8 protein-coding genes are annotated in these 13,195 nt (G+C 58.4%); all 8 read right to left on the bottom strand.

Annotation, left to right across the window (positions count from 1 at the left end; translation table 11 throughout):
* Positions 1 to 148: 148 nt before the first annotated feature.
* The gene (gene flgK / locus PMI16_RS18045) at positions 149 to 2,410 is read right to left on the bottom strand and encodes a flagellar hook-associated protein FlgK (RefSeq protein ID WP_007882200.1); all 2,262 of its coding nucleotides are present in this window, start codon (positions 2,408 to 2,410) and stop codon (positions 149 to 151) included.
* A gap of 30 nt (positions 2,411 to 2,440) precedes the next feature.
* Positions 2,441 to 3,715 (bottom strand): flagellar hook protein FlgE, encoded by a 1,275-nt coding sequence (gene flgE / locus PMI16_RS18040; RefSeq protein ID WP_007882199.1) that lies wholly within the window; start codon positions 3,713 to 3,715, stop codon positions 2,441 to 2,443.
* Positions 3,716 to 3,841: 126 nt separating this feature from the next.
* Positions 3,842 to 5,929: a flagellar filament capping protein FliD gene (fliD, locus tag PMI16_RS18035; RefSeq protein WP_007882198.1), complete on the bottom strand. Its 2,088-nt coding sequence runs from the start codon at positions 5,927 to 5,929 to the stop codon at positions 3,842 to 3,844.
* A 147-nt stretch (positions 5,930 to 6,076) separates the two neighbouring features.
* Complete coding sequence (locus PMI16_RS18030) at positions 6,077 to 7,165, bottom strand: flagellin N-terminal helical domain-containing protein (protein WP_007882197.1); 1,089 nt, start codon at positions 7,163 to 7,165, stop codon at positions 6,077 to 6,079.
* Positions 7,166 to 7,493: 328 nt separating this feature from the next.
* The gene (locus tag PMI16_RS18025; RefSeq protein ID WP_007882196.1) at positions 7,494 to 8,573 is read right to left on the bottom strand and encodes a sensor histidine kinase; all 1,080 of its coding nucleotides are present in this window, start codon (positions 8,571 to 8,573) and stop codon (positions 7,494 to 7,496) included.
* Positions 8,570 to 9,259, bottom strand: a complete 690-nt coding sequence (locus PMI16_RS18020; protein WP_007882195.1) for a response regulator transcription factor — start codon at positions 9,257 to 9,259, stop codon at positions 8,570 to 8,572. Before PMI16_RS18020 ends, PMI16_RS18025 begins: the two co-directional genes overlap by 4 nt.
* A 4-nt stretch (positions 9,260 to 9,263) precedes the next feature.
* A complete protein-coding gene (locus tag PMI16_RS18015) occupies positions 9,264 to 10,466 on the bottom strand; it encodes a VirK/YbjX family protein (protein WP_007882192.1) in 1,203 nt (400 codons plus the stop codon).
* Positions 10,467 to 10,610: 144 nt separating this feature from the next.
* Positions 10,611 to 13,124 (bottom strand): TonB-dependent siderophore receptor, encoded by a 2,514-nt coding sequence (locus PMI16_RS18010; protein ID WP_007882191.1) that lies wholly within the window; start codon positions 13,122 to 13,124, stop codon positions 10,611 to 10,613.
* Positions 13,125 to 13,195 lie beyond the last annotated feature (71 nt).

Here is a 13,195-nt window from a genome sequence, read left to right as displayed (position 1 = left end):
GGTCAAGACGCCCAGTCTTGACCCCGATTCGCGCCTTGCACTTCATCCCAAACAGGGTAAGCTCGCACTCACGCCTATTTATGAAATGAGTTCTAATCATGATGAGCCGCTTGTTGCCGTTGCTCTGTTTTCCTATCGTGTCTTGCCTTCAGCGGCCAAGGGTAAACAAGACATTCAGCATGTCGCTGGCCGCCTGGATAATCTTGGCTGCCGCCTGATAACTTGTCTGGTTCCTGATCATGTTTGCCAGTTCTTCATCCTGATTCACGCCCGACTCGGATTGCTGTTCTTGCTGAATGGCGGTCAGCCTGGCTTTTCCGGCCTTGTTAAGAATATCGACCTCATGGGTCTTGTTGCCGATCATGCTGACCATTTGTGAATACGATCCCTGGAAGGAACTGCTGCCGATGGTGTTTGCCGTCTGCAACGCATTCAACGCCTGGGCATTGCGATTGTCGTTGACGCCATTCGTATTCGGCGAGACGTAGAACTGATCGCCGTTCGCCGGCTGGCCGGTGATCGCAAAGGTGATGCCGCCGGTGGTCAGCTTGTCGCCGGAAGCGATGGCGATATTGGCGCCCGCGGCATAATTCGTGGTGGTGCCGTCCGCGTGCTTCACGGTCACCGCGCCGACATTGGCCGTCGGCGTCAGCGTGTTGCCGCTCGAGTTGAAGGTAAAGCCGAGCTTCGTCCCGGCGGCCAATGGCGTTCCCGCATACGTGGAATCGACGGTCCCCGGCGAAATGACCGCGGTGCCGGTATTGGCAGGCTTGGGCGAAAAGACGAATTTATCCGCGTTGCCTGGCGTGCCGCTCAGCACGAAGCTCACGCCACCGCTGCCATACGTTGCGCCGGAAGCATAGGGAATTGCAGCTCCGGCGGCATACGTTGTGGTGACGCCGGCCTTGGTCGTGACAGTAACGGCAGCTGGTGGCGTCAGCACCAGCGTATTCGGTACACCAGCTGCATAGGTGTATGTTTGCGTAGAGTTAGGCGCAAACACCGACTTGTTGACGTTGGTCGACGTGACTGCGCCGGTCCCGGTATTGCCCGTCGTCACGAGCCCCATATCGGTAACGGCATTTATGGATGTGATGACCGGTGTCGCAGCGGCGATTTTTTGCGTATTCGTGATGGCGACGCCCAGCATGGCGGCGCCGTTGATGCTTGGCTTGATGAGGAAGCTGTCGCCGGCAGCCATCGTCGGTGCGGAATAAGTGACTCCGTCCAGCGTGACCGGAAAGGCAGCTCCCGGCGGCGTGATGGTAGTGGCATTGCCATCGGAGACACGCGTGATCGTGTACCTCGTGCCGTCATAAGCAAGCTTGTAGTCGCTGGCGGTCAGCTTGGATGAATCCGATATCGTCGCCGTCACCGCCGCAGCCGCAGAATTTCCAGGCGCGCCGTTGACCTGCGGAACGCCGACGGTGAAAAAATCCGTGCCCAGGGCGCCGTTCTGATCCTGGCCCAGCTTGTGTTGCGCGTTGAATTGCGTCGCCAGCGCAATCGCCACGCGGCCGAGGGTATTCTGGGCCACGTCCAGGATCTCCGTGCGATAGGACATGATCCCGCCCAGGCTACCTCCTCCAAAGGCCGTATCCGGGATCGGAATGCTGCTGCCGTTGTTCTTGAGGGATACCTGCAGACGCGTCGGGTCGGTGGCGGCCGGTGTCGACACCAGCGTCGACACCTGACTGCCAAGCACCAGCGGCTGGCCGTTCGCGATGAAGACGCTCAGGGTGCCGTTATTCTGCGGCAAGGTCGTGACCTGGACGATTTTGTTCAGCGCGGAAACGACCTGATCACGCTGGTCAAGAAGATCGTTGGGTGCGGCGCCGTTGGCGCCGGATACCTTCATGATCGCCTTGTTCAACTCGTCTATCTGCGCGGCATAGGAATTGATGGTTCCGACGCTCGACGCGATCTGGCCGTTGATACTGGTGCGGCTTTGCGCCATCTGCTCGTCCAGGCTGTGAAACCTTGCCGCTAAAGTCTGACCAGCCGACAGTACCGACTGACGAGCTGCCGCATTGCCCGGCAGCGACGCCAGATTATGCATCGACTTGAAAAAATCCTGCAAAGCCGGCGACAAGCCCGCAGCCGTATCTGCAACCATATTGTCGAGCTGGCGAATCTGGGCATGGTATGCATCCAGCGCGCTGGTTCCCGTCGTCGCCGCAATGACTTGTTTATTCAGGAAATCGTTATAGATGCGCTTGATTTCCGTGACCTGGGTACCTTGCCCGACAAAACCATAGCCATAGTTAATACCACCGGCAGTACTTTGCACCGCAACCTGACGGCTGTAGCCGGCGACAGTCGCATTGGAAATATTATGGCTGGTTGTCGCCTGCGCAGCCTGGGCTGCGGCAAGCGCACTCCGTCCGATACTAAAAATATTGGTGCTCATGCCATTCCTGCTTCAGGATGTCGTCCGGATCTAGCGCAGGCTGATCAAGCTTTGCAGGACGGTATCCTGCACCTTGATGGTCTGGGAGTTGGCCTGGTAGACGCGTTGCGCAACGATCATGTTGACCAGTTCGGTCGTCAGATCGACATTGGAGTCCTCCACTGCGCGCGCCTGCAACGTGCCCAGGCGTCCGGTGGCCGGCGTCCCCAGCAATGGCTCGCCGGCCGCCGCGCCGGCCGCATACAGGTTGTTTCCCAACGGTTGCAGGCCGTTGGGATTGGCGAAATTCACCAGCAGCACTTGTCCCAAAGTCTTGGCGTCGCCGTTGGAATAGCTACCGATAATCTGTCCGTCCTTGCCAATGGAAAAACTGGAAAGCACCCCCGGCGCCTTGCCATTCTGCGATTGTGCGACCGGCGTGAATGCCTGGCCGGTTTGCGTGGTGCCGCTGTAATCCAGCGTAATACCAGCCGCGAAGGTCGCTCCCGGCTTGACGTTGTTGGCGTTCAGATTCGCAGCCGTGAGCGTGCCGGCCGGTTGGGCGCTCGTCAGAACGCCGGCATTGTCGAATGTCAGCGTCCCGACTTTCGCTTGCGTCGCCGCCGTTGGGTAAGGCACGCCATTGATCGTGGCGTAGACATCCCAGTTGGTTGCCGTGGCGGTCGACGTCGTCGCGTTTTTGACATAGTAGGTCTGGACGTTGTAACTATTGCCCAGGCTGTCATAGGTCGTCACGCCGGTCGTGTTGTTGTAGGTCGTCGGGTCGGTCGCGTTGAACGGTTTTGTCGCCGGTGCGATGCCGGTCTTGCGCGAATCCAGATTGAGTTTCGTCGTCACCGCCGTGGTCGCCGTCGCAGGTATGTTTGATGTATCGATCTTCAACGGGACCGGATCGCCCCCGATGGCAGTGCCCAGCCAACCGGTCAGATAGGCGCCCTTTTCGCTGGGATTGACGATGTAGCCGTTTTTATCCAACTGAAATTGCCCGTTGCGGCCGTACAGCGGCGACGTATCCGCCAGATTGCGTTGCATGCGGAAGAAACCGTCGCCGTTGATGGCGATATCGAGCGGGTTATTGGTCGTCGTGACGTTACCCTGGGTGAATGCCTGCTGCACGTTGGGTACGGCGACACCGATGCCAACCGGCGAATTGCCGGAACGATTCATCGAATTGGCGTACATGTCGGCGAACTGGGCGTGTGCCGATTTAAAGCCTACCGTGCCGGCATTGGCAACGTTGTTGCCGATCACGTCCAGATGTTTGGAAGCGCCGTGCAAACCGCTCAGACCTTGCTGAAAACTCATGTTATTTTCCTTGTATGGGAAGCGATTGGTAATTCGAAGAATGGAGATGAAACCGGCTCGATTCGGCTGACCGATGTTCACCGCATGCAGCGCAATCCCCGTGCATTTCGCACTGTGCACGGCACATCAATTAGAAGCCCTCGATAATCTCGACAGTTGTTGCGTCAGGTAATTCTGCGTTGCCGTCATGCTTGATAGCGTGCGGTTAAGGTGGTTAAATCTTTTCGTATATTGATCTTCCAGACTGTTCAGCCTGTTCTGCACGATAGTCTGGCGATCCGTATTGATCTTCAAGCTTGCTTGCATGCCTTTGGTCCTGACATCGATGACGCCGCCGTCCCCCAAGGCGCCATTCAGCAATTTCTGCAGTTTGACCAGAATGCCGCCGGCACCGGAGGCGGCTGTTTTGGTATTGCCGGCTATGCCTGCCGTCACCGTCGCTGCCGACGCGAACAGATTCTCGACACCTGCCAGGTTATTTTTCACTGCCGCATTTAATTTTGCGGAGTCCAGCGCAAGCGTGCCGTCCTTTTGAAAACTGATTCCCACGTCCGACAGGCTGTTGATGCCATTGCCGCCGTCGACCTTGCCGAGCAAAATGCTGCGCAACTGCGTGATCAGGTTTCTGGTCGACGAGTCGGCTGCCAGTGGCGACGACGTGCCGGCTTGCCCCGGTGTCCTGGACGGAGTCTGCAGCGTCAAGCCTTTGACGGCCTTGACAAGCGCGTTGTAGGCAGAGACGAACGTCGTCGCCGAAGTCGTGATGGCGCTCGTATCGTGCGAAACTGTCAGCGCAAAGTTGTCCGATGCAGTGGTGACTTTGCTCAGGTTCAGCGTCACGCCGGCAATTGCGTTGGCCACCTTGTTTGACGCGCTGTCGACAGCAACGCCGTCAATGCTTAACCTGGCATCCTGGGCGGCCGCCAACTGCCCCATCATGCTGCCGCCGAGACTGGAAAAATCTCCCGTTCCCATCAAGGCAACAGGGCTGGTCGCGCTGCCGCCTGAAGGCGTCAACACCAGATGATCGGCGGCGCCGTCGTTCGCAATGCTCGCCATGACGCCGGCATTGGCCGTGTTGATGGCGTCGCGCACATGTTGCAGCGTCCGGCCGGCACCGTTCAGAGGGATGCTGGTCGTTGTGCCGCCTACCTTCAACGTCAATGCACCGGTGCCGGCATCAAAGGTCTGGCCCGGCGGCACGCCGGCGGAGGTGTACTTTCCGCTTGGGTCGAAAGAGAGAGACGCATAGCTTCCTGTTCCCGTGACGCGGATGGAATTGGTCTTTCCGCTCTCTTTCGCCGTCATGACCAGGTGCGAAGAAGTGCCGTCGTTCACAATACTTGCGCTGACCCCGGCATTGCTGGAATTGATCGCATCGCGAACGCCGGCCAATGTGTTCGTTACAGGCTTGATGATGGCAGTGGAACCATTGCCGGTTTTGATCGCGAGAATGCCGCCGTCAAACGCGGCATTCGCCGGAAAACCTGCAGATGTGATCTTTTGCGCCTGCGCCAACTGGGATACCGCGATTGTGTAGCTGCCGGCCGCAGCGACCGTGGCGTCCCGCGGCGCCTGGATCTGGCTCATGGTGCTCGGAATCGATCTGGAAGGATCGTAGTTCAAACCGGACAGCGTATTGTTGGCTTGAATCCTGATCGTGTTTGCCGTACCGGCAGTGTTGGATTCCAACACCAGATGGTCGCCCGTGCCATCCGAGGCGATACTTGCCGTGACGCCCGTCTTGCCTGCATTAATTGCATCGCGCACGCCGGCCAGAGTCGCGTCTGCCTTCAGCGTAATAAAGACAGGCGGATTGCTGCCGACCTTGATCGCCAGCGAATCCCCGGCGTTGAAAATCTGCGACTTGGGGAATCCGACCGACTGAATTTTCTGCGCCAGCACTTTGGTCGACTCATCGCTATTCACGTCTGCGGTGAATGGCTCGGTCGTGAGCGTCGTGCCGGTGCCGCGATTGGCGACGGCGGCCTTCAGCGCGCTGAAACTTGCCGGCGCAAGACGATTGAGTTCGGCCTGATAAGTGGAAACAATGCTTTTAAGACTGCCGTAAGCAGAAACCAGACTGTTGTAGCTGCGCGCCTGTCTGGCCAGAGGATCCAGCGCGACCTTCTCTGCCGCCATCAGTTTGGCGACAAGTCCGGGAACGTCGAGAGGTCCCGCAGCAGTTGAAATGGTGCCGCTAGAGATAGCCATTTTTCCCCCTTACTGAGTTTGCATGCCCCCGATAAGGGCGATCAGTTTGCCGCTGCGGTTATCCGGATTTTTTTCGGCGCATTGTTCCGAGACGGCATTCAATGAAAAGACAGGCAAGCCGAGCGCGTTGCCTGCCGATTTCCATCATTACTTCAGCAACGACAGCACGCTTTGCGGAGCGGCGTTCGCTTGAGACAACATGCTTGTCCCCGCTTGTTGCAGAATCTGCGCACGCGTGAGGTTCGCCGTTTCTGCCGCGTAGTCGGTATCCATGATGCGGCTGCGCGATGCGGTGATGTTTTCGCTCGAAATCTGCAAGTTGCTGATGACGGCGCTGAAGCGGTTCTGAACCGCGCCGAACTCCGCGCGCTTGGACGAGATCAGGTTGATCGCCTGGTCCAGGTTCTTGATCGCCTTTTGCGCATCGCTTAGCGCCGACGGATCGGCGATTGCCTTGTCCAGAGTCAGTTTTGCCGTGTCGATCGCCGATTGCAACGTCACCGCGGAAGATGCCAGTGCAGTTGCCGTCATGGTCGAACCGGTTGCGAACAGATTGTCCAGCGCAGCCTTGGCCGAGGTGTATGTCACCTGGGCGGCATCAACCGCGGTTGTGTTGCCCAGACCGATCAGGCCTTTGGCGCTGGTGCCGATCACGCTGGCGATGGTGCTGTCGTTGGACAGATCGGACAACGAAATACTGATCTGGTCATTGCGCTTGTTGTCGACCACATTGGCGCCGACCTGGAAGCTCAGCGTCAGCGAAGCCGAAACGTTGGCCACGTCGGAGCCCGTACCGGCGCTGGCGCCCGAGCCGATACCGGTGAACAGGCTCTGGCCATTGAAGGTGGTACCGTTCAGGACACGGAAAACTTCGCCCGACAATTGCTTGTATTCGTCATTCAGCGTCTTGCGGTCTTGCGCGCTGTTCGAACCGTTCGACGCCTGGACCGCCAGCTCGCGCATGCGTTGCAGGTTGTCGGTAACGGTACTCAACGCGCCTTCCGCCGTCTGCGCCAGGGAAATACCGTCGTTGGCGTTGCGTTGCGCCACTGCCAGGCCTTTGACCTGCGAGGTCATGCGGTCGGCAATCGCCAGGCCCGCTGCGTCATCCTTTGCGCTGTTGACACGCAGACCCGATGACAAGCGTTGAATCGACGTGGACAGCGAGGATTGCGAGATTCCCAGGTTTCGCTGGGTATTGAGTGAGGCAAGATTAGTATTGATGACGGATGGCATTGCATTTCCCCTAATTTCTGATGAGCACTCGAAGGATCAAAGTCAAAGTTGCGCAAGTGAAGCCGACTTCGCCTGCGGATTGTTGATGCGAACAAATTACAAACATCTGATGCGAATAATTTCTTTGCGCCGCCAGTGCCGGCGCGCACCCGCCACCGCCCATCACCCCTCTTCCAGGACCGGAGGCAGTATCTCGCCGTTGTGTGGAGATTCCGTGCTGCCGGCATGTGCGTTGCGTGATCTTTCGACATGTCGCTCATGCCGCTCATGTTGATCGAGCGATACGAATGGAGCACAGAATCGGCGCACGAGACCGGACCGCTTGAATCTATTGCCTGGTGTATTGAGGAAAGTGAACTTCAAATACGGCACCGCCCCCAGGGGCGTTGCGTGCGAAGGCTTCTCCTCCATGGCAGCGGGCGATCGCCTGCACGATCGACAGCCCCAGTCCGATGCCGCTGCTGCCGCCCACGGCCGTGCCGGAATGCTGGCCGCGCCAGAAAGGATCGAACACGGATGAGCCGGCCTCATCGGGGAGACCCGGCCCTTCATCGGTGACTCTCAATATGGCGTAGTGCCGGTGCGACAGGGTTTCCACCCACACCCTGCCGGGCGATGCATAGCGCCTGGCGTTGTCCAGCAGTGCAAGCAGGATCTGGCGTATGCGCGCACCATCGGCAAACAACATCACCGGCGCCAGCTTCTCTTCAATTTTCAGCCCTGCTTCCGTACACACGGGGCTTGCCGCTGAAACTACCGATTGCACTTCCTTGCTCATATCGATGAACTCACGCAGCAATTCCAGATGACCGTTGTCCGTCCGGGCAACGGTGCCGAGATCGTCGACGATGCGCGTCAGGCTTTCGACCTGGTCGATCAAGGTGGAAAACAATTTCGGGTCCGGCGCAAAGATGCCGTCGGCGAGTCCCTGCAATCTCCCGCGCAAGACCGTCAACGGCGTGCGCAATTCATGCGAGATCACCATGTGCCAGGTCCGCATGTTGCTTCTGCTGAGCTCAAGTTGATGCGCCATCGTGTTGAAGTCGGCGACCAGATGCTGGGTTTCCTTGAACGTCGCACTCTCCGGATGCGAACTCGCGCGCGCGCTTAAATCCCCGGTAGCAATCAGTCTGGCCGCGGAGGCCACGCTATTGAGCGGGAGAATCAGCTTTCTTCCGAAATAGATGGCGGTCAGCGCAGAACCCAGAAGGCCCAGAATCCATAGCGCAAACATGACTACCCATTCGATGGGTTCCGGCCATGGCGCTTCCTTCGCCGCATCTGCCAAAAATTCGAATTCAATCCAATAGAACAGAAACATGCCGGCGCTCAGCCCGACCAGCGCCAGGCCGGTGGCGCCGGCCATGTACAAGACCAGCTTTTGCCCCAGCGTCACGGATTGCTTCATTGAACTTGCACGAGCCGGTAACCGACGCCTCGTACGCTCTCGAGGAATCCATCGATGCCGGCAATCTTCAGTTTTTGCCGGAGTTTGCTGGCGTGGCCGTCGATGGCCCGCTCCAATGCATCGCCCTCGGGAATGCAGGCATTGACAAGTTCTGTGCGCGTAAAGGCTTTGGTCGGAAAATGCGCCATGTAGGCAAGGATGCGGAATTCGGTCAGCGTCAAATCCAGCCTTGACGGCTGTTCTCTCCTTCCCACAATGACCATGTGCGATACCAGATCTATTTCCACATCGTTGACGCGCAGCACGGAGGCATGGATCACATTGCGCACTCTCCGCAAAACAGCCTTGACGCGTCCGACGATCTCCAACCCATTGAAGGGCTTCACGACATAATCGTCTGCGCCGATATGCAAAGCCTGAATCTTGCTCGGCACATCGTCTTGATGACTCACCACAATCACCGGGGTGTCGCCGGCTTCACGCAGTGCCGTCAACACGGAGAAGCCGCTGACGCGAGGCATCTTGAGGTCGAGCAAGACAATATCCGGGTGCGACGAATAATAGAGATCGATCGCAAGCTGGCCATCTACCGCGACGATCGCCCGCAAGCCTTCGCGCTCGAGATGGGCGCACAAAACATGGGCAATTTCGGAACTGCTTTCCGCGACGAGCACGAGTGGATTCATGTCGTCAAACCCTGTTGAAACCAAGGAGTACCGCTTCGATCGCACGGTCCGTCAAAGAGATGCGCTTTCTCGTTTCCGAACGTTTGTGAGAAGGAACATCCATAGGATTGGAAAGGCGGATGTTTTCGCAAGAGATCTGGTAGTCCCCGTCGGGGCGGCGCATGGCCCCCATCTCCCGCCAAAAATCGTCGTAGTCGGCAAGCAGCTTCCCGGTTCGTATCTGGCGGACCAGAACGCGATTCCGATTCCCGACCAGGATCGCCTTTTTGCATCCGCAAGTACGGCCAAGCTCTTGCGCCAAACGCAGCATCAGTGCTTTTGGTCGCAGGCCGAACATGTCGCGGGTGGCGTTGCGGACACGTCCCTGTGCATCGCAGCCTTTCGGCCCTTGCAAACAGCCGATGCCGACACACCAGTGCAAATCACTGTTGTAGAACGTGAAGGCAATGGAGAACAGAGGCCGTTGGTCGCAATACAGCTGCAAGATCAATTCGCCCTCCCGTTCAAGCGGGGAAGCGGCGGACAAGCGCAACTCATAGACAGCTCCGGATTTTCCGGCAAAGCTGCCGAGCAACGCCGGCGACCTTGTCGCACTCAATACCAGCGGTTCAAGCCCATGCCGGCAGATGAAGTCATAGTGGCTGATCAGGACATCGATCCGGTCCCGACCGCGCAAACGCAGTGATTGGTAAGGGCGGTAGATTTTCGGCAATAGCTTGGGCATCGCCCTTGCCAATTCGACGCGCATCGGTGTCGAATTCCAATAAGCCAGCCATCGCTGCGTCCGTCGGAAGTGAAAAATGCCTCTGGCGACGAGCTTGATCTTTTTTACCAGCAGCGCCAGTCCGGGGCGGTCGTGCGCCAGGCATGTCAACAGTTTGACGGGGGCGCCACGGCTGACGCCGCCGGCGCCATTCAAGCCGTAGTACCGGTGCTGCGCCCCCGTTGTCGAAGCAGCGTTATCCGGCATGCTCTCTTTGCGGGCGACAAACAGCATCTTGCCGTGCAGGCGACGCTTGCGAGAGATCGTCGCTGTCAGCACAGATGCCTGGTGCAACGCCCACCTGGAGTAATGGAGGGCCGCATAAAAAGCCAGCGCGAGTACGGAGATTGCGCAACACACCCACAACGACCCGGCGCTTTCCAGCGCCAGGGGCAAGAGTGCAACGTGAAGCAGAAACGGCCAGGAAGTGTATTTGTAATACATCGTCAACTCATGCAAAGAGAAGTTCGGAGAAGCTTTCTACTTTGTATGTGCAACGAGACGGACAAAATGACGGCCTGTTACAAATTATTTTTATTCCGGTCTTTTCTGCGCGAATTTCCCCATAGGCGGACTCATCCGCTGCCGTCAAAACTCGGAGATGTTCGTCAGCAGAAGTGTGCGGCGCGGCTCTACCCCCACCGTCGATGCCGAGAAATCGCTATAAAGACGGCGATTGAAGAGATTTTTGATACCCAGCGTCGTTCTGCCATGCCGGGATCGGTAGTAGATGCTGGCGTCGGTGCGCGTCTGACCTGCCAAACGCACCAGCGTATCGGTTTCACTAAATGCCTGATATCCGCTGCGCATGGTGAGGCCGAGGCCCACGCCCCAGCCGCGCCAGCCTTCCGCCTGAAAATCGTAGGTGCTCCACAGGCTGGCCCGATGCCGGGGAAATTGCGACAGTTGCGGATCCTCGCCCGGAGGCTTGGCATATTGAAAGGCAATATAGCTGTAACTGGCGGTCAGATTCCAGCCGGCCATCAGTCGTCCGGCGATGTTCAACTCGACTCCGCGACTGATCGTGGACGGCAGCAGCACATAATCCACAAAGGACGATGTCGTCTGCTGCACACTGGTAGGCTGCAAAACGTTGGTATGCGTGGCCCGGTAGAGTGCGGCGGAGAATGTCGCGCGATTATCCAGCAGGTTCAGCTTCAGACCGATTTCAACGGACTTGCCGGTCGTCGGAGGGGCGACAATCGTGCCGGGCGGTCCGCCATTGAGGGTCGCGTCGAGAACTCTGTTTCCCGGCGTAAAACTGCGGAAAGCATTCGCATATAGCGTCGCACGCTCGCCAAGCCGGTAGGCAATGCCAAGGTTATACACCGGAGAATTTCTGGGCGGCGAGGTATCGCGTTCTACGCCATTACGATCGACGTCGAGAGAAAAATTGTTTCGTTCCTGCTCGTAGCCCACATTGACCAGCATATGCCAGCGCCGCCATGTCATCTGATCCTGCAAAAAGACATTGCTGGAGTAAATGGTGTCGTCGGTGGCGATGAGGCTTTTCGCTCCCGTGACGGGTGGCAGCTGCATCCCGGACGGCGGCCAGGGTACGTCAACCGCGTCCGGGGAATCGAGATCGTTATAGGATCCCAGCCTGGTCTGGCGATAACTCATTCCGACCAGCATCGTATGTTGCAACGAACCGGTTTGAAATTTCCCCCGTACGCTGGCTTCCATGTACCGGCTGTAGCTGGTGAGCGTCGATTGATCGGGCAAACAAACTCCGGTGGTCGCGCCCAGGTCAGAGGGCAAGCAGGATACGTATCCTGTCGAGTCGTAGCGCAACTTGGCAAACTGCGCCTTGCTGAGAAATGCCCAGCCCTCTCCCAGGCGTTGTTCCAGATCGTAGAAAACCTCGGTTTTTGCCGCGTAGCTGTGGTCGTCGGCACGCCCCCATGGTGAAGTGCGAATATTCGGGCCGGGCCCCTGGTCGGTCAATTGCGCATTCTGGTAACCACCGAACGGCGCACGCGCGAGTTGGTGACTTGCCCCTGCCACCAGCGATGTACCGTCGTGTCGATATCCTATCGACGGTGCAAGATAGAATTCGCGGGCGCCGTCATAGCCGTCGAATGTGCGCGCATCATGCGTAGCGGAAACAACGGTACGATAAGTCCAGATTTGATCGGCCGACAAGCTGCCCGCCAGATCGAGCGCCGTGCGCCGGTGCCCGTCGTTGCCTATTTCCAGCGTCAGCTCCCTGACTGCATCCGCCTGCGGCCGCTTGGTCAGGATATTCACGACGCCACCAGGCTCCATCGGGCCGCCGGCGATGATGGAGTCGGCTCCGCCCAGTACTTCCACGCGTTCAATTGCCGCTATTGGCGTATCCAGCGAAGTAATCGAACGCGATCCCGCTACCCGGCCGTTGGTTACGTTTGTCAAAGAAACCAGGTCTGCCACGCCATTCTTCATGACAGGAGCGACAAAACCGCGCACATAGAGGGTGCCCGCCTGGTCCACGCCACTGCCGCGCTCGAAGGCGACCGAGCTGGCGTTGCGCAAGGCATCGACGACCGATTGCGCCTGCTGCCTCTCCAGCAGATCTGCCGTGACCCCCTGGACCGACTGAGGAATCTCGGACAAGGGCGTGTCAGTCCGGGTCGCGGATCTGGTGGTGCGCGTGACGAAACCGATATCGTTATAGCCATGGCTGGTTTGTACGTCGCTGTTGTTACTGATAACGACCGTCGGCAAAACGGAAGGTGCAAGTTCCAACGAGGAAGCCGATGCCGCAGGACTCTCCGGCGCAGCCGGCGTGGCGGCTTTGGCGGCAACCCGATGCACGCCGAACGAGCCGTCGGGATTGGCGCGGGCTTCCAGGTCGCTTCCTTTCATTGCCTCGCGCAGCGCATCCTGAACGGTGAAGCTGCCCTGGACGCCGGGCGATCTCAACGCCCCCGTCAAAGCGGGATCGAACAGGATGATGCCCCCGACGGATTTGGCAATCGCGATCAGAACATGATCCAGCCGATCGGCAGGAATGTTGAAGCTGACTTTGGCAGGTGTTGCAGCAACGGCAACGGGCTGGTGCGCCGACACCGGCGCAGCGACACCTCCCAGCAGCGATGCGGCAAAAACAGGCATCAACATTCTTGTCGCGTAACGATGTCGCATTGTCGTATCGGAGGAAGGGCGTCGTTGTCGATCTGCTTACGGCTCTG

The organism is Herbaspirillum sp. CF444 (genome assembly GCF_000282135.1).
In the GTDB taxonomy this organism is placed as follows: domain Bacteria; phylum Pseudomonadota; class Gammaproteobacteria; order Burkholderiales; family Burkholderiaceae_D; genus Herbaspirillum.
Note: the sequence above shows the minus strand (reverse complement) of the source record. Positions and strands in the feature narration are given on the sequence as shown.